16 protein-coding genes are annotated in these 22,874 nt (G+C 37.3%); 8 read left to right on the forward strand and 8 right to left on the reverse strand.

Annotation, left to right across the window (positions count from 1 at the left end; translation table 11 throughout):
• Positions 1-16 precede the first annotated feature (16 nt).
• Positions 17-700: a toxin-antitoxin system YwqK family antitoxin gene (locus tag ACY651_RS05700; protein ID WP_462250607.1), complete on the forward strand. Its 684-nt coding sequence runs from the start codon at positions 17-19 to the stop codon at positions 698-700.
• A 294-nt stretch (positions 701-994) separates the two neighbouring features.
• On the opposite strand, the gene ACY651_RS05705 is transcribed toward ACY651_RS05700, so the two are convergent.
• Both ACY651_RS05705 and ACY651_RS05710 read right to left on the reverse strand, forming a co-directional pair.
• Positions 995-3,397 (reverse strand): M1 family metallopeptidase, encoded by a 2,403-nt coding sequence (locus ACY651_RS05705; protein ID WP_462250609.1) that lies wholly within the window; start codon positions 3,395-3,397, stop codon positions 995-997.
• Between the two features lie 215 nt (positions 3,398-3,612).
• Positions 3,613-4,194, reverse strand: coding sequence for a HupE/UreJ family protein (locus ACY651_RS05710; RefSeq protein WP_462250611.1), 582 nt, complete (start codon positions 4,192-4,194; stop codon positions 3,613-3,615).
• 85 nt (positions 4,195-4,279) lie between these two features.
• Between ACY651_RS05710 and ACY651_RS05715 the strand changes: the two genes are divergently transcribed.
• A complete protein-coding gene (locus ACY651_RS05715; protein WP_462250613.1) occupies positions 4,280-4,807 on the forward strand; it encodes a DUF6702 family protein in 528 nt (175 codons plus the stop codon).
• On the opposite strand, the gene ACY651_RS05720 is transcribed toward ACY651_RS05715, so the two are convergent.
• Positions 4,808-6,076, reverse strand: a complete 1,269-nt coding sequence (locus ACY651_RS05720; protein WP_462250615.1) for a sterol desaturase family protein — start codon at positions 6,074-6,076, stop codon at positions 4,808-4,810.
• Between the two features lie 102 nt (positions 6,077-6,178).
• Here ACY651_RS05720 and ACY651_RS05725 point away from each other — a divergent pair, with 102 nt between their 5' ends.
• The 3 genes from ACY651_RS05725 (at position 6,179) to ACY651_RS05735 (ending at position 9,758) form a co-directional block, all read left to right on the forward strand.
• Positions 6,179-7,270: a glycoside hydrolase family 130 protein gene (locus ACY651_RS05725; RefSeq protein ID WP_462250617.1), complete on the forward strand. Its 1,092-nt coding sequence runs from the start codon at positions 6,179-6,181 to the stop codon at positions 7,268-7,270.
• Between the two features lie 21 nt (positions 7,271-7,291).
• Positions 7,292-8,362: a hydroxyproline-2-epimerase gene (locus ACY651_RS05730; RefSeq protein ID WP_462250619.1), complete on the forward strand. Its 1,071-nt coding sequence runs from the start codon at positions 7,292-7,294 to the stop codon at positions 8,360-8,362.
• Positions 8,363-8,516: 154 nt separating this feature from the next.
• Positions 8,517-9,758 (forward strand): NAD(P)/FAD-dependent oxidoreductase, encoded by a 1,242-nt coding sequence (locus ACY651_RS05735; protein WP_462250621.1) that lies wholly within the window; start codon positions 8,517-8,519, stop codon positions 9,756-9,758.
• 33 nt (positions 9,759-9,791) lie between these two features.
• On the opposite strand, the gene ACY651_RS05740 is transcribed toward ACY651_RS05735, so the two are convergent.
• The 4 genes from ACY651_RS05740 to deoC form a co-directional block, all read right to left on the reverse strand.
• Positions 9,792-11,192 carry an MBL fold metallo-hydrolase RNA specificity domain-containing protein gene (locus tag ACY651_RS05740; RefSeq protein WP_462250623.1) on the reverse strand — a complete coding sequence of 467 codons (1,401 nt, stop codon included), beginning with the start codon at positions 11,190-11,192 and terminating at the stop codon, positions 9,792-9,794.
• A 182-nt stretch (positions 11,193-11,374) separates the two neighbouring features.
• Positions 11,375-12,553 (reverse strand): M20 metallopeptidase family protein, encoded by a 1,179-nt coding sequence (locus tag ACY651_RS05745; RefSeq protein ID WP_462250625.1) that lies wholly within the window; start codon positions 12,551-12,553, stop codon positions 11,375-11,377.
• A 117-nt stretch (positions 12,554-12,670) separates the two neighbouring features.
• The gene (locus ACY651_RS05750; protein WP_462250627.1) at positions 12,671-13,132 is read right to left on the reverse strand and encodes an SPOR domain-containing protein; all 462 of its coding nucleotides are present in this window, start codon (positions 13,130-13,132) and stop codon (positions 12,671-12,673) included.
• A 29-nt stretch (positions 13,133-13,161) separates the two neighbouring features.
• The gene (gene deoC / locus ACY651_RS05755; RefSeq protein ID WP_462250629.1) at positions 13,162-13,836 is read right to left on the reverse strand and encodes a deoxyribose-phosphate aldolase; all 675 of its coding nucleotides are present in this window, start codon (positions 13,834-13,836) and stop codon (positions 13,162-13,164) included.
• A 104-nt stretch (positions 13,837-13,940) separates the two neighbouring features.
• Between deoC and ACY651_RS05760 the strand changes: the two genes are divergently transcribed.
• Both ACY651_RS05760 and ACY651_RS05765 read left to right on the forward strand, forming a co-directional pair.
• Complete coding sequence (locus ACY651_RS05760; protein ID WP_462250631.1) at positions 13,941-17,012, forward strand: amidohydrolase family protein; 3,072 nt, start codon at positions 13,941-13,943, stop codon at positions 17,010-17,012.
• A 145-nt stretch (positions 17,013-17,157) separates the two neighbouring features.
• A complete protein-coding gene (locus ACY651_RS05765; protein ID WP_462250633.1) occupies positions 17,158-18,525 on the forward strand; it encodes an amidohydrolase family protein in 1,368 nt (455 codons plus the stop codon).
• Positions 18,526-18,856: 331 nt separating this feature from the next.
• On the opposite strand, the gene ACY651_RS05770 is transcribed toward ACY651_RS05765, so the two are convergent.
• Positions 18,857-20,635, reverse strand: coding sequence for a T9SS type A sorting domain-containing protein (locus tag ACY651_RS05770; RefSeq protein ID WP_462250635.1), 1,779 nt, complete (start codon positions 20,633-20,635; stop codon positions 18,857-18,859).
• A 335-nt stretch (positions 20,636-20,970) separates the two neighbouring features.
• Here ACY651_RS05770 and ACY651_RS05775 point away from each other — a divergent pair.
• Positions 20,971-22,874, forward strand: a 1,904-nt coding sequence (locus tag ACY651_RS05775) for a DNA methyltransferase (protein WP_462250637.1), incomplete at its 3' end; no start/stop codon positions are given.

Consider the following 22,874-nt stretch of genomic DNA (forward strand, 5'->3'; position numbering starts at 1 on the left):
ATTAAATTTTATAAAAATGAGATTATTAAAAATACGGCAATTGTTTCTATTGATCATCATTCAATTTTTGTTTTTGATGAATGGTGCTGCTCAATATAAATCTTACAAATTAAATGATAAAAGAGATACCATTAATGCTATTGATAAAAATAATTTAAAACAGGGTAAATGGGTAATACATATTGATGAATTGCGTGGCGAACCTGGTTATGAAGAGGAAGGCCTTTTTAAAAATGATAAGAAGGAAGGCATTTGGCGTATGTATAATTTAAACGGCGATATTATTGGGGTGGAAAATTATAAACTGGGTGGCAAAGATGGCATACAGCAATACTACACTTACCTGGGAGATTTATACCGTGAAGAAAGCTGGCGTGGCTACAACCCCGATGCACCATACGATACTGTTGCAGTGTACGGTACAGGCAGCAATGAAATTGTAGATTACAAAATTGTAAAGGCCGAACAATATAGTGTAAGGCACGGCGAATGGCGGTATTACGAACCGGGCAGTGGACGTTTGGTGAAAAGCGAAAAATATGACCGTGGGCTTTTAGAAAAAACAGGTGCTAAAGCAATAACTGCTGCTGCAGTGGAGGCCAAACCAAAAAAAGTAGAGAAGACGCCCCAAATGCTGGAGTGGGAAAAGAAAAATAAAGGCAAGAAAAAAGTGGTACGGGATGGAAGGACCGGGACGTAGGGAATACAAAGTAATTGTTGATTAAGTTATTTAAAAGGTTTTATTAGTAAAACCTTTTAAATAAAAATTTAATGGAGATTGTTAGAGGGAAAGATTTATTACACTACTTATCAAAATATTTTTAAAATAATACAAATGAAATCCAACTTCATTTTTCCAAAACTTTAAATGGTGTTAATCGGGCCGTTCAATTTTATTGCAAAACCTGCAGAAAAATTCTTATCACCTTACAAAATAAAAAATCTGTAAGCGTTTTAAAACTTACAGATTTTTTGAAATTTACTATCTCAGCTTTTAGTTTTTAATCTCTTTCTGCATGGGGTTACCGCCTCCGCCAGCACCACGTGCCCCACGGCCGCCAGCGCCTTTAAATAATTGAAACTTGCTGGCTGTTGTAATTGATGGCCAGCTGTTGTTGCCTTCGTTTATATCAGCCGTTTCTCTCAACGGATCTAATTTTACCGATGCCACTTCTTTATCTTTCATAAATGTTTTCACCACTTTGTTTTCGTTTTTACGCCATACCTGTACCGGTATTCTGTCCACTTCTTTAGTACCATCTTTAAATGTCCACTCAATAATTATGGGCATTACCAAACCACCTTTATTGCTAAACGTTAGTTCGTACATGTTTTTCTTTCCGGCAATAAAAAAACGTTCGGCTTCTGTTAAAGTATCAGTGCTGGGCGCAGGCATGGTAATTTCAAAAGGTGTATTATCCACTTTTGCAAGCCCACGATCGTATCTCCAGTAAAAATCTTTTAAGCTTTCATCGGCATCTGTTGCAAACACAATCTTTTTATCTTCACGGTTTCTTATTTTAGAAATATCATCAAATGTATTTAATATAGGTTTTGCTACGGGCATTTTTGTAACTCCTCCACTTGCAGGCCTGCTCACACTTTCTGTACTTAACACTGACCACTTCACAGTATCTAAAGAAATATCGCAGGGCTCGGTGCCATAAAACCATCCTCTCCTGTACCAATCCAAATCTTCGCCGCTGGCATCTTCCATTGTTCTAAAAAGATCTGCAGGTGTAGGATGTTTAAATGCCCAGCGCCTTGCATATTCTTTAAAAGCATAATCGAAAAGATCACGGCCCATAATAGTTTCTCTTAAAATATTTAAACCGGTTGATGGTTTGCTGTAAGCATTGGGACCAAACTGAATAATGTTTTCGCTATTGGTCATAATTGGCTCCAATTGATCTTTGGGCAGCTTCATATAATCAACAATTTTATAAGCAGGGCCTTTGCTTACCGGAAATTTATTATCCCATAATTCTTCAGTTAAATATTCACAAAAAGAATTTAACCCTTCATCCATCCATGTCCATTGCCTTTCATCGCTGTTGATGATCATAGGGAAAAAGTTATGGCCCACTTCATGTATCACCACACCCAGCATACCATTTTTTGTTCCCTCACTGTAAGTGCTGTTGGCACTGTACACGCCATTGGCATCTTTTTCGGTACGGCCAAAGTTGAAACATATCATGGGGTATTCCATTCCGTTAGCAGCCTCTAAACTTTGTGCAACAGGGTAAGGATACGGAATGGTAAATTTGGAATAGGTTTTAATGGTATGCGCTACTGCTTTAGTACTAAACTTCCTGTACAAACTATACGCTTCTTTACCGTACGCACTCATGCACATTACTTTTTTCCCTTCCACCATTGCAGGCATGGCATCCCACACAAATTTTCTTGATGAGCCCCAGGCAAAGTCACGAACCATATCAGCTTTAAATATCCAGGTCTTTTTTTCTTTAAGTTTTTGTTTTTCTCTTGCAACAGCTTCATCTAATGTTACAATTTCGGTAACATCAGTTGCCGTTTGTGCTTTTTGCCAGCGTGCAAATTGTGCAGGCGATAAAACCTGCTGGAAATTTTGCCCCTGCCCTGTTGACATTACAACATGATCTGCAGGAACCGTCATGGCTACTTTATAATTACCAAAAGTTAATGCAAACTCGCCGCTGCCCACAAACTGGTGGTTTTGCCATCCCTGAAAATCGCTGTACACACACAGGCGTGGAAACCATTGCGTCATGGTAAACAGATCATTACCATCTTCGGGAAAAAATTCATACCCGCCACGGCCTCCGAATTTCATACGGTCGGCTATATAATAATTCCAGTCTATTTTAAAAATAAATTGCTGGCCGGGTTTTAGTGGTAGAGGCAATTCGATCCTCATCATAGTTTTATTAATGGTATATTTTAAAAGCTTACCAGCGGCGTCGGCTACACGGGTAACATTGTCCCCGTATTCTTTGTCTTTATCAACCTTACCGGTAAAGCGTTGTATATCCGCTTCATTAATTCTGGCTGGCATCATGTTACTGTTTTGATACCCTGAATTATTTAAAGTACTGTGTTCATTTTCATCCAGCTGAATCCACAAATAGGTTAACACATCAGGAGAGTTATTGTAATAAGTTAGTGTCTCCTTGCCTGTTAATCGGCGGTTGGGTTCATCCAGTTCACACACAATATCGTAATCGCAGCGCTGCTGCCAGTACTTAGGCCCTGGTGCACCGCTTGCGGTACGATACTCGTTGGGAGTTGGCAAAATTGTTCCCAACTGTTCAAACCTGTTTCCATGATTACTGCCGGGATTATTTTTAATATCCTGTGCAGCAACTGAAATACAAAATGAAAATAAAATAGCTAAGGCTGTTAATTGTTTCATGCTTTTGTTTATTATTGCCCCCATCCCCTGAAGGGGTGAAGCGTAGTTTATGTTTTATATTTTTGTTACGAACTTAAGTAATTCTATTTGACTTTATTGGCGTCGCATGTCTCATCCCGATTATTTCGGGACTCTTGTACATTGGTTCTTTATTGAGCATTACTGAATTTTTTATTTTTCTAATGCCATCCACTTCAATCTTCGCAATTCCCCCTTTAGGGGATAGGATTTCTCTCCACCACCATTTTTAAAGCTATGCAAAAAGCTACACCCGACAATGCCCAAACCCACCATTTTCTTTTAACCTGCCATTTATTTACTATTAAAAAACTTAATAATAAAATACACATCACCACTACAATTTGCCCGGCCTCTAACCCTATATTAAAACTAAATAAACTCCATCCAATACCCTGATTTTTTGCCAGCATAAAACGTATAGTATTGGCAAAGCCCAAACCGTGTATCAACCCAAAAAACAAAGCTAAAAAATAATTTAACCGTAAAGATTTGGGTGTAAAATCTTTTTGAAAAAAATTAAATACCGCCGTAATAATAATGGTACAGGGAATTAAAAATTCCACCAAACTGTCTTTTACAGCAAGTATTTCATACACACTTAAGGCTAGCGTAAGTGAATGGCCAATGGTAAAAGCCGTTACCAAAACTAAAACCTGCCGCCAGTTGCTTAGCAAATAAATAGCACTTAAAGCAAGTATAAATAACAGGTGATCCAAAGCATCCAGGCTTATAATATGCTGCCACCCTAATTTAAAATAAAATGCAAAATCCTGCATGAAGTGCCTGTTGCTTGAATGTTTGTGTTAGTTTTGCTGTTCAAATATCTCTAATCTAATTTTTATTAACTAATATCTGTGCTAAATGGTATCTATTTTATTTAAGTGGTTAACAGTTTTCGCTTTGGTCAATTTTTCGCCAGTTGCAGATAAATCTTTACCAAAACTGACGGCTCACCCTCTTTTTGTAAGCGTTACCGAAATTGAATTGAATGCAAAAGATAAAACTTTGGAGGTGAGCTGCAAAATTTTTACCGACGATTTTGAAAAAACATTACGCCAGAATTATAAAACCACTGTTGATCTTTTAAAACCAAAAGATAAAGCAGCCACGGATAAATTAGTGAGTGATTATGTACAAAAACATTTATTACTAACTGCCAATGGAAAAAAAGTAGCGCTGCAATTTATAGGTTACGAGCAGCAGGAAGAAGGGATTGTAAGTTTTTACGAGGTAAAAAATATTACATCGTTGCAAAAAATAGATATTACTAATAATATTTTATACGAATACAAAAAAGAACAGATAGGTATTATACATATAACGGTTGACGGCAACAGAAAGAGTACCAAATTGGATAACCCTGCAGATAAGGCAAGTTTTGAATTTTAATTACACTGTTGCTTGTACTTTATTCGTTTTACCATTTTTCTGCGCCAGCCAAATAGTTACAAATGTTGAAATGGCAAAATACTCTATCAATATATAAGGAATTACAGTAGAAAATTTATTTACACCAAACCAATCCTGCATTAAAAAAATTAAACTTATGGCAATGGTGTTTTTTAGTACCTCCCAAAAAATAGCTCCCCTGCTGCCATCCATTAACTCGGTAAAAGCATACACAAATAAAAATATAAAAGCGCCGTAAATAAAAATGCCCGGTGCACCAATGCTGGCGATATTTGCAAAAAGGTAACTCACAAATAACAGCAGCATTATTAATTGTATCCATATCCAAACTAATAAAGGTTTAGATTCTGCTGATGCATATTTTTTAAAATCGTACACATTTTCAATTTTATAAACAGGATACTTAGCCGCCACATCTGCAGGGCGGTAACCTGTATGCCTGAACCATAAAGTAAATTTATCTTTCCAGCTTTTAGTTCTCCAGGCATCTTTAACGAGCAGCCATACATGCTGAAAATTTATTTTTATGGGGTTCCAGGTTTGCACAGGCCTTGTAATACCATAAACCGCCGGCACTTCTTTTTTCTCTTCCTGAAAAGTGCCAAATAATTTATCCCAAAAAATAAAAATCTGCCCGTAGTTTTTATCAATATACTCCGGGTTAATGGCATGGTGCACCCGGTGATGCGAAGGCGTAACAATTATTTTTTCTAAAAATCCCATACGGTTTATGTGCTGAGTGTGGTACCAGAACTGTGCAAACAAATGCAGCGGTGCAACAATTGTAATTACCTCTGCCGGTACACCCAACAAAGCCGCAGGTAAAAGAAAAATAGCAAACGTTTTTATGATTGAAGATATACTTTGCCTCAATGCGCAGGCCAGGTTAAACTCTTCGCTGCTGTGATGCACAATATGGCCATTCCAGAAAAAATTTGCACTGTGCTGCAAACGATGCACCCAATAGCCTGCAAAATCAAGTGCAAAAAAAGCAATTACATACACAGCAATGGTGTTGGATACATGCGTAAGCGCCAGCATGCGTAATAAAAATGGATAAGAAAGGATAACGAAATATACTCCAATCACGTCTTTAGTAACATTGGTAACACCAGAACTTAAACTGGAAATCATATCCATGTTATTTACCGTATCTTTTCCTTTGCGCCAGCCATACCATTTTTCAAATAACACCAATAGCAAAAATGCCGGCATGGCAATCAATAAAATCTTTCCGTATTGTTCCATAGTTTAATAAATCTTTTTCGTAACTATACAATGTTAAACGCATATTCGGTTTATGTAGTGTGCAGCAATCACCGGAATTTTCACTTTAAAAAAATACAATTTATGAAAAATATTTTAATCCTTGTTACACTGTTTAGCTGCCCAGCTTTTAGCCAGACCAAAGTTACTAATTGGCAATTGGGAGAATTTGTAAAACCTGCTACCAATCCAATTATGCAGGCCGATTCCAATTTTCTTTTTAACTGCCCGATAAAGAAGCAAACCGTGCAATGGCAAAAAGCAGATGTGTTTAATCCAGCCGCAATAGTAAGAAATAATAAAGTATATATATTGTTCAGAGCCGAAGACTTACCGGGAGTTGGCATTGGAATGCGTACTTCCAGGATTGGAATAGCAGTGAGTGATGATGGCATACATTTTAAAAAAAATCCTGAGCCGGTATTGTACCCCGACAGCAGCGAATTTATGAAATACGATTATCCCGGCGGTTGCGAAGACCCAAGGATTGTGGAAAACGAAAACGGCACTTATGTTTTACTATACACCAGCTGGAACCGTGATGTGGCAAGGCTGAGTGTTGCAACGAGTAACGATTTATTGCACTGGAAAAAACAAGGCCCGGCTTTTTTAAAAGCTTACAAAGGAAAATATGTAAATACCTGGAGTAAATCAGGATCGGTGGTAACAAAATTAAAAAATGGAAAATTTGTTGCCGCAAAAATTAATGGCAAATACTGGATGTATTGGGGAGAAGGCCCTGTTTATTTAGCAACATCAACCGATTTAATTAACTGGAGGCCGGTGATTGATTTGAAAAAAGGATTAGCACCCATACTTACTGCAAGAAAAAAAATGTTTGACAGCCATGTGGTAGAACCCGGCCCACCGGCTATACTAACTGACAAAGGAATTGTTTTATTGTACAATGGAAAGAATGCAGAAAATGATGATGCAGATCCTTTACTTGCTAAAGGAATTTATTGCGGCGGCCAGGCTTTGTTTGATGCCAAACATCCTGAAAAATTATTAGACCGCTGTACTACTTATTTTATTAAACCAGATTTGCCGCACGAAATAAAAGGACAATATACTTCTGGCACAACATTTATTGAAGGATTGGTGTATTTTAAAAATCAATACTTTTTATATTACGGCACAGCGGATAGCATGGTGGGTGTGGCTATAAAAAAATAAAATAATTTTGAGTTTAGTAAAATGAAACAAACATTTACTTGCATTGATGCCCACACCTGCGGTAATCCTGTACGCCTTGTAAAAGAAGGTGGCCCGGTATTGCATGGCAATAATATGAGCGAAAAACGCCAGCATTTTTTAAAAGAATTTGACTGGATAAGAAAAGGATTAATGTACGAACCCCGTGGGCACGACATGATGAGTGGCAGTATTTTATATGCACCGCATGATCCAGAAAATGATGTGGCGGTTTTATTTATAGAAACTAGTGGCTGCCTACCCATGTGCGGCCATGGCACTATTGGCACTATTACCATTGCTATTGAAGAAGGATTGATACAACCGAAAATAAAGGGTATTGTAAAGATGGAAGCACCGGCGGGGTTGGTAAATATAGTGTATAAAACAAAGCCCCGCCTGAACTACGTTCGTTCCTTTGCAGGAACCCGGAAGGGGAGAGAAATGGAGAAGATTGGAGCGAAAATAAAAGTTGATTCTGTAAAGCTCACAAACGTTCCCTCCTATTTAGCAGCAACAGAATTAACAGTTAATTGCCCTGAGTTAGGTGAATTAATTGTTGACGTGAGTTATGGTGGAAATTTTTATGCCATTGTAGATGTACAAAAAAACTTCGAAGGAATAGAAAATTATACTGCTGATAAATTAATAAGCTGGGCAAGAGAACTAAGAAAAAACATTAATGATAAATATGAATTTGTGCATCCGGAAGATGAAACGATAAAAGGTTGCAGTCATATTTTATGGACGGGTGCAGTGCTGGATAAAACTTCTACTGCACGTAATGCCGTTTTTTATGGCGATAAAGCTATTGACCGCAGCCCTTGCGGCACGGGTACTTCGGCACGTATGGCGCAATGGTATGCCAAAGGGAAATTAAAAAAAGGTGATGAATTTATTCATGAAAGCATAATTGGCAGTAAATTTACCGGCAAAATTGAAGAAGAAGTAATACTTGGGGGAAAAGCGGCTATTCGGCCAAGTATTGAAGGCTGGGCTAAAGTGTATGGACAGAATATAATTACTATTGATACAGAGGATGATCCCTATGCATTGGGGTTTCAGGTTTTGTAAAATGCATTTTTGGAACTTAAGAAAAGCTTATTTTTAAAAATATTTTGATTTGCATAGGAATTATTTTAATAACTAAAACTTAATTCATTTTTTACTGCGCTATGCAGCAGTATAGTTTTGAATTGAGGTTCTCCGCCGCAGCGGAGCAGTGAGTATGAATGTGAATATTATTGGAGGCGGTGTAATTGGCTTATGCAGTGCTTACTATTTACAAAAACAAGGTTACGATGTAACAATTATTGAGCGTGGCGATATCACCGACGGCTGTTCGTTTGGTAATATGGGTTATATTTCTCCCAGTCATTTTGTACCATTGGCCAGCCCGGGCATTATTAGCCAGGGTTTAAAATGGATGCTCAGCCCTTCTTCGCCATTTTATATTAAACCAAGGCTGAGTATGGATTTAATGGAATGGGGATACCATTTTTGGAAAAGCAGTAACGCTGCAACAGTACAAAAAAATTCACCTCATTTAAATAATATTTTACAATTAAGCCGCAGGCTTATAAATGATTTGCGAACAGATATTGGCGACAATTTTGAAATGGAAACCATTGGCTGCCTGATGATGTGCAAGCAGCAAAAAACATTAGACCACGAATTTCATTTGGCAGATGAAGCGGAGCAATTTGGTTTAAAAGTAGATCGGTTATTAAAAGCTGATGTACAAAAATTGGAACCCAATGTGGAAGTAAACGTTGCTGGTGCAGTTTTGTTTAAAGACGACTGCCATTTTAACCCCGGAAAAATGATGCTGGCATTAAAAAATTATTTGGTAGAGAAAGGTGTTAAACTGCAGCTTAACACCACCGTTACGGGCTTTGAAAAAAGCGGCAAAACTATTACTGCTGTAATTACTGATAAAGGAAAATTTGATTTCGACCAGGTTGTGATTGCAACCGGAAGCTGGCTGCCAGTAATTACCAAAATGCTGGATATAAAATTATTACTGCAGCCGGGTAAAGGTTACAGTTATACTTACCCCGCTGTAGAAAAAAATATTAAGTACCCCGCTATTTTAGTTGATGGCAGATGTGCGGTTACCCCATGGGGAAATCAATTAAGAATTGGCGGAACCATGGAATTGAGCGGCATTAATAATAAAGTGCTGGTAAAAAGAATGCAGGGCATTTATAACTCGGCAAAAGATTTTTATCCCGGATTAAAAATTGATTTTCCTCCAACAGATAAAATATGGAATGGGTTAAGACCTGTTACGCCGGATGGCTTACCTTTTATTGGCAAACATTCTATGTATGATAATTTAGTTATTGCCGGCGGTCATGCCATGCTGGGCATTTCTGAAGCAACCGGTACAGGAAAAATTGTGAGTGAACTTATAAAACGTAAAACAACTTCTATCGATATCAGTGCATTTAGAGTGGAAAGGTTTTAAAAAATTCCTGGAGGGTTTTATACCCTCCTAAGGTTAACTCAACACAACTTCACTATGCATCTCCGGCACTTCCACCTCAAATCCTTTTTTCATTAAGCGTTCTTTAAAATCTAGCTGTACGTTGTACTCGCCATGTACTAAAAATAATTTCTTTACCTGTTTGGCATCCTGGCAGGCTAAAAATTGACACAGGTCATCATAATCGCCATGAGCACTCATGCTGCGTATGCTTCCGATTTCTGCATTCACTTCGTGCAATACACCAAAAATATTTACTTCTTTACGTCCGTCCTGCAATTTTGCACCCAGCGAATTGGGTTCGCAATAACCGGTCATTAAAATTGTATTACGGCTGCTTTCAATATTATTACTGATGTGATGTTTTACCCTTCCGGCCTCTGCCATACCGCTTGCAGAAATGATTACCAATGGCCCGTTTCTAAAATTCAGCATCTTCGATTCGTCAACCGATTTTACAAACTTCAATCCTTTAAATCCAAAAGGATCGTTATCACTTTGTAAAATTTTTTGAATAGTGCTGTTAAAATAACTAGGATAATGTTTTACAATTTCTGTTGCTTTTACGCTCAGTGGACTATCAACAAAATAAGGCACATCGGGTAATCTGCCTTCCAGTTCCAATTGATTTAATGCAAATAATATTTCCTGTGTACGGCCTACGCTAAACGCAGCCATAATTAATTTTCCTTTTTTTTGTATGCAGGCTTTTTCTATCCATTCTAAAATTTGATCGGGAGTGGCAAGCGCATTATTATGAAGGCTGTTACCATAAGTAGATTCTAACAAAATATAATCGGCCTGTTCAAATTCCGCAGGCGATTTTAAAATTACATCCCGGTATCTGCCTACATCACCGCTAAAGGTTAGTCTTGTTATTTTACGATCTTCTTTTATTTTTAAATGCACCGCAGCACTGCCAATAATATGCCCGGCATCGGTGTACAGCACTTCAATATTTTCATCAACTGTAAACCATTTATCGTACTCAACAGGTACAAAATATTCCGCTGCTTCCAGTGCCTGTTCTGTAGTGTACAAAGGTTTTAAATAGGGTAAGCCTTCCTGTGCCCTTCTTTTATTTTCGTATTTAATATCATTTTCCTGTATGCCGGCACTGTCTTCCATTAACACTGCCGCCAGTTCTTTTGTTGCAGGGGTACAATAAATTTTTCCTTTAAACCCGTCGGCAACTAATTTTGGTATCAGTCCGCAATGGTCAATATGTGCATGCGAAAGTATTAAGGCAGTTACACTTGTTGCATCAAAACCAAAACTACGGTTCATCGCATTCGTTTCTTTGCCCATGCCCTGAAACATACCGCAATCCAGTAAATATTTATTACCGTTTTTTAAAGTCAATAAATGTTTGGAACCTGTTACAGTTCTTGCAGCGCCGTGGAAAGCAATTTTCATAAGCCCCTGTCCCCTAAAGGGGAACCTCAATCAATATACTCTGCTGCATAGGTCAGTGTACTATTGATTGAGTTTTATTTTTTATTAATGATTTCTATGCAAATCGTTTTATAATCCAAATGTAGGATAACAATTATAAAGCAGCTACTAATAAATTGTAAAGTAACAATCTAAGTTCCCCTTTAGGGGGCAGGGGTTCCCATCCACGCCATCACACCCATCCCTACTTCAATCGCCCCTTCATCAATATTAAATATCGGTGTATGCACACCGATTGTAATTCCTTTTGCTTTGTTACCTGCGCCTAATCTAAAAAAACAGGCTGGTATTTTATGAGAGTAATACGCAAAATCTTCTGCGCCCATTCTTAATTCTGTTTCAAAAACATTTGCTGCACCCATAAATTCTTCTGCTTTTTTTCTGGCAACAATATTCAGTGCTTCATCATTTAATACAAATGGATAACCCACATCAATTGTAATATCGGCCTCCGCTCCCATCATCTTTGCCAGTTCAACAGTTTGGGTTTTTATTAATTCATGTGCTTTAAAACGCCACTCTTCATTCATTGCCCTGAATGTTCCCATTAATTTTACTTCGCTGGGTATTACATTGGTAGTATTGCCACCATTAAAAGAAGTGATGGATAAAACAGAAGGGTTAAAAGGATTGTTATTCCTGCTTATAATCTGTTGCAGGCTTACAACCAATTGCGATGCAATTAAGATGGTATCGGCAGTTAAATGCGGCGATGCTGCATGGCCGCCTTTTGCTTTTATGGTAATATAAATTTCATCAGCACTCGCCATTATCATACCTCCTCTAAAACTCAATTGCCCCACTTCCATCCCCGGATGCACATGCAATGCAAATATTTTTTCTGGCTTGGGGTTTTCCAGCACACCGTCTTTAATCATAAGGCTTGCACCACCAGGATTTTTTTCTTCCCCCGGTTGAAAAATTAATTTTACGGTTCCCTCCCATTCCTCTTTTAATTCATTTAATATTTTTGCAGCACCTAATAAACAGGTGGTGTGTACATCATGGCCGCAGGCATGCATTACGCCTTCGTTTAATGATTTGTAAGGCACATCGTTTTGTTCTGTAATAGGCAATGCGTCCATATCGGCACGTAAGGCAATTATTTTTTTATCAGGATTTTTTCCCTTTATTAAACCTACTACTCCGGTTGTAGCTTTTATTTCGAAAGGAATGCCCCAGCCCTGCAATTTTTGCTGTACAAATTTACTGGTTTCAAATTCTTTATAACTTAATTCGGGATGTGCATGAATGTGGTGGCGCACTGCAATAAATTCATCAGCATATTTTTTTGCCAGCAGTTGTATTTTTTCTTTCAGCATAAAATCAATTCATCAAAATTTTTAAAAAAAAGAGTTTCATTACTGAAACTCCATTCAAATTACATCATTTTATTTTGAATACCATAATTGCAAATATTAAACTAATCAACTGTTAAACTAATTATCATCATTCTCTTTATTCTTATCCACTTTTACTTCTACAATTTCGGATACTAAATAAACATTGTTAGTTACAATTTTAGAATTGGTAATCATCTTTCGGTATTTTTCAGCATCTGCCCTGTCAACAAAATCGCCAAATTTTAATTTAATAAACGGTGCCTGGTAACTCATATATACTTTTTGCTCAGGATATCTTTGCAGAAGCTGTGTCCTTACCTTCATGGCAAAATTTCTGTCGTTGCTGCTTACAACCAATAAGCGGTAACCCTTTGCAGCCTTAGCACCCAAGCCTACTGTAGCTTTATTAAATTCAGCCTGTTGTTTTGCTAAAATATCCAGGCGTGGGTCTTTATTTACAGTTACTTTGCCGCTGGCTGTATCGTCTGTTTTTACGGTTTGTGCATTGGCAGCCATAAAAAATATCAACGCAAAAAAAAGTATTCCCGTTCTTTTCATAATCATTTTATTTTACAAAAATTGTTCCATCAATTTTGCAATGCGGCTTCTGCTGCAATTTTAACACTGCTGCTGCACCCAATTCTGTCGGCGCCGGCATTAATTAATTCCAAAGCAAATTTATAATCTTTAATGCCCCCGCTTGCCTTAATTTTTATGGAAGACGCTAAATGTACCCTCATTAGTTGCACCGCATGTACAGATGCACCTTTTTCTGCATAACCCGTACTGGTTTTCATAAAATCTACGCCGGCAGCGCCATAGATATCGCAGCAGGTAATAATTTCTTCATCAGTTAAAATGCCGCTTTCAATAATTACTTTAACAATTTTTCCTTTGCCTCTTATAATAGGCATTACTGTATTAATTTCGCTGGCTAAAAATTGCCAGTCTTTATTTTTAATGGCACTTATGTTTATTACCATATCCAGTTCATCGGCACCATCTAAAATGGCTAAAATTATTTCTGCCACCTTAGCTTCTATTGCAGAGTAACCAAAAGGGAAACCTATAACCGTAGCCACTTTTACATTACTGCCACCAGTAAGCTCTTTTGCTTTTTTTACAAACAATGGAGGTACACAAACTGCAGCAAAATTATATTGCATTGCTTCTGCACAAAGTTTTTCCACATCGGCAATGCTGGTAGTTGGTTTTAAAACCGTATGATCTATATAAGAGGAAATATTCATAACAGGCAGCAAAAATACATATTAACCGCAAACAAAATTCCATCAATGGTGACTGTTACAATAAATAGAATCGTTATTTTTAGTTTTCATAACTTCATTTACCAAAACTATATAGCATGCAAAAATTAAAATTTCCGGCATTGCTGTTTTTATTTGTAACAATTGCCTTACAAATACAAGCACAATCCACCTTTCCTGTTAATGATGTTGCCAGCCCAAAAGATGGCTGCTATGCATTTACCAATGCCACCATTGTAAAAGATGCACAAACCACTTTACAAAATGCAACATTGGTTATCCGACAGGGAAAAATAGAAAATGCCGGTATAAATATTACCCTGCCGAAAGATGCGGTAGTAATTGATTGCAAAGGAAAATATATCTACCCTTCTTTTATAGATATTTTCAGCGATTATGGCATTACAACGCCACAGCGTACCCCAACAGTTGGTGGTGGCTTTTTTGGTCCACAGCAAATTACCTCCAATACTAAAGGCGCTTATGGATGGAACCAGGCCATAAAAAGTGAAACAGATGGCTTTAAAATTTTTACCGGCGACGATGCTAAAGCAAAAGCTTTACGTGATATTGGTTTTGGTGCTGTACTTACACATCAAAAAGATGGTATTGCACGGGGAAGTGGCGCTTTTGTTTCTTTAGCTACACAACCAGATAATTTTAGCATGCTTAAAGAAAAAGCTGCAGCTTTTTATTCTTTTACTAAAGGCGTATCTACACAAAGTTATCCCAACTCTATTATGGGTGTAATTGCATTGCTTCGTCAAACATATTTAGATGCACAATGGTATAAATCTGGCCCGGCTAAAGAAGGTACCAACCTTAGTTTAAAAAGCTGGAACGATAACCAAACCCTGCCGCAAATTTTTGATGCCAGTGATAAATGGAATGATCTGCGTGCCGATAAAATTGGGGATGAATTTGGCGTGCAATATATTATTAAAGGTGGTGGTAACGAGTACCAGCGCATAAAAGAAATTGCTGCAACCAAAGCATCATACATTCTTACATTAAATTATCCTGCAGCAATGGATGTAGATGATCCTAATGATTTACGCTTTGTTGGCTTAGATGATTTAAAACATTGGGAACTGGCGCCGGGTAATGCCGCTGCTATGGAAAAAGCAGGGATTAATTTTTCTATTTCGGCTGCAGACTTAACTAATCCCACCGACTTTATGCCCAACCTGCGTAAAGCTATTGAATACGGTTTAACCGAAACAAAAGCATTGGAATCTCTTACTAAAACACCTGCAACTTTATTAAGTATGTATGATAAAGTGGGCAGTTTAGAGAATGGAAAATTAGCCAATTTCATTATTACATCTGGGCCAATATTTGCAGAAAAAACTATAGTGTTGCAGAACTGGACACAGGGAATTAAAAATGCAGTGAAAGAAGAAAGCTGGTACGATGTTAAGGGCTCTTATAAATTTACAGCAAGCAATGCAAAATCATTTACACTCGATTTAAAAGATGCAGGTGTTGCTAGTTTTATTAGTAAAGATACTCTTACCGGCAAATACAGTTACGATGGTAAATTAGTAAAATTAAGTTATACTGAAGGCCGTGGCAGAGATGCTAAAGAAACTATTTTAAGTGGTATTGCCAATGGTAATGTATGGAATGGTACCGGCAGAGATGTAGCAGGAAATACTTTTACATGGACTGCAAATTTCGATCATCTTTTAGAACCAAAGCCCGACAGTGCAAAACCAAAAATACCTTTGGTTTTAGGAAAAGTAACTTATCCTTTTTTAAGTTTTGGTGCAGAAGAAATGCCAAAGCAGGAAAATATTCTTATAAAAAATACTACCGTTTGGACCAGTGATGCAGCAGGTAAATTAGAAGAAACAGATGTATTGGTTAAGAACGGAAAAATAACAGCGGTGGGAAAAAACCTATCCGATGCATCAGCAAAAATTATTGATGGCCAAGGCAAACATTTAACTGCAGGCATTATTGATGAGCACTCACATATTGCGGCTGCATCAATTAACGAAGGCGGACAAAGTGTAACATCCGAAGTAAGAATTGCAGATAATATTGCGCCTGATGACATCAATATTTACAGGCAGTTAAGCGGAGGCGTTACTAGCTCACATATTTTGCATGGCTCAGCAAATACTATTGGCGGACAAACACAATTAATAAAATTACGCTGGGGTGCTAATGCAGAGGATTTAAAATTTGCAGGAGCCGATCCGTTTATAAAATTTGCTTTAGGCGAAAATGTAAAACGCAGTTCCAGTACACAGGGCAATATCCGTTTTCCGGATAGCAGAATGGGTGTTGAGCAAGTGATGACAGATGCATTTACAAGAGCAGGCGATTATCAAAAAATGTGGAAGGCTGCAGAAGAAAATAACAAAAAGAAAGGTGCCACACCAATGATAGTAAGAAGAGATTTAGAATTGGATGCATTGGTAGAAATAATGAATAAGAAAAGATTTATTACCTGCCATTCGTATGTACAAAGCGAAATAAATGCAACGATGAAAGTGGCAGAAAAATTTGGTTTTCCTGTAAACACTTTCACTCATATTTTAGAAGGTTATAAAGTAGCAGATAAAATGAAAGCGCATGGCGCCAATGCATCTACCTTCAGCGATTGGTGGAATTATAAAATGGAAGTGGTGGATGCTATTCCATACAATGCTTATATTATGCAACAGGTTGGCTTAAACGTAGCTATTAATTCTGATGATGCAGAAATGGCACGCCGCTTAAACCAGGAAGCTGCAAAAAGTATCAAGTATGGCGGCATGAACGAAGAAGATGCATTAAAAATGGTTACTATCAACCCTGCAAAAATGATGCATGTAGATGGTAAAGTGGGCAGCATAAAAGTGGGTAAAGATGCTGACTTAGTTTTATGGAGCGATAACCCTTTAAGCATTTATGCCAAAGCAGAAAAAACAATTGTGGATGGCATTATTTATTTCGACAGGGAAAAAGATATGGAAATGCGTAAACAAAACCAGGCAGAAAAAGCCAGGCTGGTACAAAAATTAGCAGCTGCAAAAAAAGCAGCCGGCGCACCTGGTGCTGCACCGGGTAATTTTCAAAGGCCAAGGCCAAGGTATGAGATCATTCATAACTGTATGGATCATTATCACAGCCATGGTTTGTTAAGCATTGATGCCGATGATTTGGAAAATAATAATTAAACATTTTGATCAATAAAGTAACAAATACAAAAGTTGTCAGCCTGAGCTTGTCGAAGGCGGGTTGCTTGCAAAACAGACCGGTTTCGACAAGCTCAACCTGACAGCACTTAATTAGTTACATTAAACACTTTAAAAAACTATTTGTATGGATTATAATAAAAGTAAAACAAGCTATTATAAATCAGTATTCTCTTTTAAAATACTGTGGACGGATTTAAAAAAAATGGGAATAATTTTGCTCTGCATTTGTGCTTTTGTAAAAAGTACTGCACAGGAAACCGTTTACCCTGCACCGCAGCAAAAAGAAACCATCACTTTAACCAACGCCACCATTCATGTGGGCAATGGTCAGGTAATTAATAATGGCAATGTAGTGCTTACTAACGGTAAAATAACCGAAGTTGGTACTGGCACTTCCACTTCAGGAAAAATTATAGATTGCAAAGGCAAACATATTTATCCGGGATTAATTTTAACTTCTACACAATTAGGTTTGGTAGAAGTGCCTACAGTAAGAGCAACGGTGGATGCCAGCGAAATTGGTGAAATAAATCCAAGTGTTCGCAGCATTGTTGCTTACAACACCGATAGCAAAGTAATAAACACCTTGCGCTCCAACGGCATTTTATTAGCCAGCACAGTTCCTGATGGCGGCATTATTTCGGGTTCATCTTCGGTGGTGCAATTAGACGGATGGAACTGGGAAGATGCAGCCTATGAAAAAGATGGTGCCATACATTTCCGTATGCCTTCTTTATTGGCCCGCCCACGCAACCGCTTTAATTTTGGCGGCGCACAAGCCCCTGCGGTAGATCCTGTAAAAAGAGGATTAGATCAAATTGAAAATGTAAAATCTTTTTTTAGAGAAGCAAAAGCGTATGCAGCAGAAGCTAATCACGACAACAATAATTTAAAATTTGAAGCAGTAAAAAACCTGTTTACAAAAAAACAAAAACTGTTTATTCATTGCAATATTGTAAAAGAAATGCTGATAGCAGTTGACTTTGTAAAAGAGTTTGGATTTGATGTGGTTATTTATGGTGGGGTTGACAGCTGGCAGATTGCCGACCTTTTAAAGCAAAACAATATTGCTGTAGTGCTTGGGCAATTACACGATTTACCTGCAATGGTAGATGATGATATTGACCAACCTTTTAAAACGCCTTATCTTTTGCAAAAAGCAGGTGTACTCTTTGCATTAAATGATGATGATGGCAACAGCCGCAACCGCAACCTTGCTTTTAATGCAGGCACTTCCGTTGCTTATGGCTTAACAAAAGAAGAAGCATTAACAGCCATAACTTTAAGCGCTGCAAAAATTTTAGGCATTGCCGATAAAACTGGTTCGGTTGAAATTGGTAAAGATGCCAATGTTGTGGTAAGCGACGGTGATATTTTAGACATGAAAACTAATATCATCTCTTACGCCTTTATACAAGGGCGGCAAATTGATTTAAATAATAAACAAAAGCAATTGTTTGAAAGGTATAAATATAAGTATGCTATAAAATAGCCGTACACTTTTCTGTTATAAAAATCCCATTTTAAAATGGGATTTTTTTTTTTCAATATAAACTGAGCTTTATTTTATTATAACCTGGGTTGGTTCAGTAGAAATCTGGATTTATCCAAAATAACAGGTTTTCAATATCAAATATATTCCTGCAAACCCTACTGCAAATCAATACAAGATTTTTGGAGAATTAAATATTAAAAGTATCATTCCGTTCAAAGGAAAAAATAATGTACTCAATATAAATCCAACGTGAAATTATAAAAAAAGCAGGCTCGTAGTTGACGAACCTGCTCAAAATATTATTTCAGATAACTCTTCTATTTAAAGGTTATTTCTTTAGCAATTTAAACTTAAAGTTTTCGGTTGATCCCGATACTTCCAGTATGTAAATACCTTTAGGTAAATTATTAAGATTGTTTATTTCTACATTATTTACACCCTGTACCAATCTTGCAGAAGAAGTAACAACCTTACGGCCACTTAAATCTGTAATATTTACAATAGCATTATACTTTGCAGAGGCTTGTACAATAAGGCTTATTTTATCAGTAAAAGGATTTGAACGTACCTGAACAAAAATGTTTCTATTGCCCTTAACTGATACAATATTGCTGTAAACAAAGCTGCCGTTTTTATCCACCATTTTTATGCGGTAATAATTAACAGGGCTGTTATTATTTTTCTCAGCAAATGAATACGATTTTTTTACTGAGCTGTTGCCAGTTGCCTGAACCTTTCCAACTGTATTCTTACTTGAGGCAAAACCATCTATACTTTTTTCAATTTCAAAATGAGACGCATCCTGCTCACTGTAAGTAACCCAGCTAAGCACTGAATTATCGTCTTTATTTACAGCATTAAATTCCCCAAATGAAATAGGTAAAACTACAAATTGCACACCAAAATCCTGGTTAGTAATATTTGCTGCTACTGTAGTTAATGCTATTGAAACAGGTGTGGTGTTACTGTAACCAGTAGGCGCTTCTGCGGCATTAGGGTTAGCCTCTAAAGCAGCTGATGTTTTAGATATTTGAATACTCAGACCAGCAGTATTCATCGGTGCAGGAAAGCTGTAATTACCTGTAGCATCTACAAGGGCAGAATATAAAATTTTCCCGTCCGGACCAACCAAATTTACATAATGGTTAGCTGCTGTATAGTTGGCATCACCGCCAGAATTTCCATCTCCATTAACATCAATAAATATTTTACCCGAAACTGTAATAGTTCTCTGGTTAATTATTGCATCGTCAACAGCCAATTCTCCGGTAAAATTACTGGCAGCACCAGCAAACCAGGGAGCCATAGTTGGATTTAAGCTGGAATTGAAATGGCCAAAATTTGTAAAAGTTAAAACGGTACTTGCGCCTGTTGCCTGAAATACTAAGTGATATCTTTCAGAACTTCCGTAACCATTTAAATCTTCTGGGCCGGGAGTTATAAGCCAAAACTTTTTACTCCCCAGGTCCAGTTGAAATATGCCACCTGGTCCTCCAAAAAATTCTGAGGTTACCCAAAACTCCAATTCATAATAATTACCTGCTGTTAAACCAGTAACAGTTTGGCTTAATTTTATAGGCTTAATTATAGCACCACTACCATAATTCGTCCATCCTATTGCTGCTTCAGCCGCGGCAACCTGTGCCCTCGGGATATATTCACCAGTTGCTGCATTGTAGCTTGGTGCCGGCCCATTAATAGTTACTTCATAATTACCAAAATACAAAAGGTTGGGGCCATCACCGGCAGTAGCCATCATTCCATCAGTAAATGTAGTTTGCAAAGTATTATCACAAGCAGGTGTATTTAGTGCCTGGTTGTACTGGGAGGCATCAGTACTTTGAAAATAACCCCAAAAGCCATAGCTGTTTTGATCGCCATCAGCAGTCCATCCCACCGGTACATTAATATTACAGGGCCTTGTCCAGAAGTACGAAACCTGATTTCCGGTAGATGGCCCGCCTGTTTCAAAACTACCGTTTGAAACTAAATTTGGTATAGTACGGTCTAATGTGTTTAGATCGTTATGCACAAGGCTTACCACCGGTTGTGCATACATGCCAATAAGACATAAAGAAAACAATAACGTTAAAGTAAAATTTTTCATGTTGTTTAAATTAATTATGTGGTTTGAAAATTAGTTTGCCAGGAATAAAGATAAAAGCGCTTTAGATAAGAAAGGTAGAGGGCAAAGGTAGCCATTTTATTAAAAAAACTTAAATTATTGTTAACTATTTCTGATATTTCCAAGATACAGATGATACATACATGTGATAAGCGTATACATCTAAATAATTTTTTATCTCTTCAAAAGTTTATTTCTACCAGGGCATAGTGCAAGTTTTATTTTTAAAACCAGTTATTTTTTTATAAACGCTAAGTGACGTATATGCTTAATATTGCACCTTATAAACTATATTTACAAGTAACACCTTTAGTAAAATGCCATTAAGCTGGAATGAAATAAAAACCCGTGCAACCGCCTTTAGCAAAGAATGGGAAAACGAAGTAAGCGAAGATGCTGAAGCCAAATCATTTTGGGATGATTTCTTTAATGTATTTGGTATTGGCCGCCGCAGGGTAGCTGCATTTGAGCAGCAGGTAAAAAAGATTGACAATAAAACTGGCTTTATCGATTTGCTTTGGAAAGGTGTAATACTGGTAGAACATAAAAGCCGTGGCAAAGACCTTGACAAAGCTTACCAGCAAGCCAAAGACTATTTCCCCGGTTTAAAAGAAAAAGAACTGCCCCGCTATATTTTGGTGAGTGATTTTGAAAGATTTCGCTTATATGATTTGGAAGAGAATTCACAACAGGAATTTAAACTCACCGATTTTGTAAACCATGTACACCTGTTTGGTTTTATTGCAGGTTACCAAAAAAGAACTTATAAAGAACAAGACCCTGTAAATATTGAAGCTGCCGAACTGATGGGCAAGCTGCATGATAAATTAAAAGCCATTGGTTACACCGGCCACCATTTAGAATTGTATTTGGTTCGTTTACTTTTTTGTTTGTTTGCCGATGACACCAGCATTTTTGAAAAAGGAATTCTTAGTGAATACTTAGAACTAAAGACTAACGAAGATGGCAGTGACCTTGCTGCACACATCAGTCAGTTGTTTCAGGTGTTGAATACTGCAGAAGATAAACGATTTAAAAACTTAGATGAAGCATTAGCCGCCTTTCCTTATGTAAATGGTAAGTTGTTTGAAGAGCAATTGCCCATGGCACATTTTGATGGTGAAATGCGCCGCATATTACTCGATACCTGTTTATTGGATTGGGGTAAAATATCTCCGGCTATTTTTGGTTCCCTGTTTCAGAGTGTGATGGATGAAAAAGCAAGAAGAAATCTTGGTGCCCATTATACAAGTGAGAAGAATATTTTGAAATTAATAAAGCCTTTGTTTTTGGATGAACTGTGGGCTGAGTTTAATAAAGTAAAAAGCGATAAGGGTAAATTAAAAAAACTGCACGATAAAATAAGTAAGCTGCGTTTTTTAGACCCTGCCTGTGGATGCGGCAACTTCTTAATCATTGCTTACAGAGAATTACGTTTGCTGGAACTGGATATTGTAAAGGTTTTATTAAAAGGCCAGCAAATAACCAGTGTAAACGATTATTTTTTGGTAGATGTGGATAGGTTTTACGGCATAGAGTATGAAGAATTTGCCAGCCAGATAGCACCCGTAGCCATGTGGCTGATGGACCACCAGATGAATGAACAGGCAAGCATAAACTTTGGCGAATATTATAAACGCATACCATTGAAAAAAAGTGCAACCATTGTACATGGAAATGCTTTGCGGATAGATTGGCAAAGTTTATTGAATAAAGAAACCACTGTATCTGTGCATGCGGATTTGGCTAATATTATTTTACAAGAACCCGCTGTAGAATATAAAACCGTTAATGTTTATACTAAAGAAGTAAAGTTTGTAAAGCCGAAAGAAATAACACAGTCTTCTGAAATAAAATATGATTATATTTTAGGTAATCCTCCTTTTATCGGAAAGCATTTGCAAAATGCCGAACAAAAAAAGGATATGGATAATGTTTTCATGGGAGTTAATGCAGCAGGAGTATTGGACTATGTTGCAGCTTGGTACATAAAGGCAGCGCAATACATGCAAAAAGCAAATGCAATTGAGGGAAAGGATTTACCCAAAACTAAAACTGCTTTTGTAAGTACCAACTCTATATCACAAGGTGAACAAGTGGGAATATTATGGAAAGAACTTTTTAATAAATATCACTGCAAAATTCATTTTGCTCATAGAACTTTTAAATGGGGTAATGAAGCAAAGGGAAATGCAGCTGTTCATGTTATTATAATTGGGTT

This window comes from Ferruginibacter sp. (assembly GCF_031391665.1).
Classification (GTDB): Bacteria; Bacteroidota; Bacteroidia; order Chitinophagales; family Chitinophagaceae; genus Ferruginibacter.

What these genes read in the sequence shown, in the direction of transcription:
- ACY651_RS05700 (WP_462250607.1), top strand. Translation starts at nt 17, where the DNA reads ATGAGATTATTAAAAATACGGCAATTGTTTCTATTGATCATCATTCAA.
- ACY651_RS05705 (WP_462250609.1), bottom strand. Translation starts at nt 3,397, where the DNA reads ATGAAACAATTAACAGCCTTAGCTATTTTATTTTCATTTTGTATTTCA.
- ACY651_RS05710 (WP_462250611.1), bottom strand. Translation starts at nt 4,194, where the DNA reads ATGCAGGATTTTGCATTTTATTTTAAATTAGGGTGGCAGCATATTATA.
- ACY651_RS05715 (WP_462250613.1), top strand. Translation starts at nt 4,280, where the DNA reads ATGGTATCTATTTTATTTAAGTGGTTAACAGTTTTCGCTTTGGTCAAT.
- ACY651_RS05720 (WP_462250615.1), bottom strand. Translation starts at nt 6,076, where the DNA reads ATGGAACAATACGGAAAGATTTTATTGATTGCCATGCCGGCATTTTTG.
- ACY651_RS05725 (WP_462250617.1), top strand. Translation starts at nt 6,179, where the DNA reads ATGAAAAATATTTTAATCCTTGTTACACTGTTTAGCTGCCCAGCTTTT.
- ACY651_RS05730 (WP_462250619.1), top strand. Translation starts at nt 7,292, where the DNA reads ATGAAACAAACATTTACTTGCATTGATGCCCACACCTGCGGTAATCCT.
- ACY651_RS05735 (WP_462250621.1), top strand. Translation starts at nt 8,517, where the DNA reads ATGAATGTGAATATTATTGGAGGCGGTGTAATTGGCTTATGCAGTGCT.
- ACY651_RS05740 (WP_462250623.1), bottom strand. Translation starts at nt 11,192, where the DNA reads ATGAAAATTGCTTTCCACGGCGCTGCAAGAACTGTAACAGGTTCCAAA.
- ACY651_RS05745 (WP_462250625.1), bottom strand. Translation starts at nt 12,553, where the DNA reads ATGCTGAAAGAAAAAATACAACTGCTGGCAAAAAAATATGCTGATGAA.
- ACY651_RS05750 (WP_462250627.1), bottom strand. Translation starts at nt 13,132, where the DNA reads ATGAAAAGAACGGGAATACTTTTTTTTGCGTTGATATTTTTTATGGCT.
- ACY651_RS05760 (WP_462250631.1), top strand. Translation starts at nt 13,941, where the DNA reads ATGCAAAAATTAAAATTTCCGGCATTGCTGTTTTTATTTGTAACAATT.
- ACY651_RS05765 (WP_462250633.1), top strand. Translation starts at nt 17,158, where the DNA reads ATGGATTATAATAAAAGTAAAACAAGCTATTATAAATCAGTATTCTCT.
- ACY651_RS05770 (WP_462250635.1), bottom strand. Translation starts at nt 20,635, where the DNA reads ATGAAAAATTTTACTTTAACGTTATTGTTTTCTTTATGTCTTATTGGC.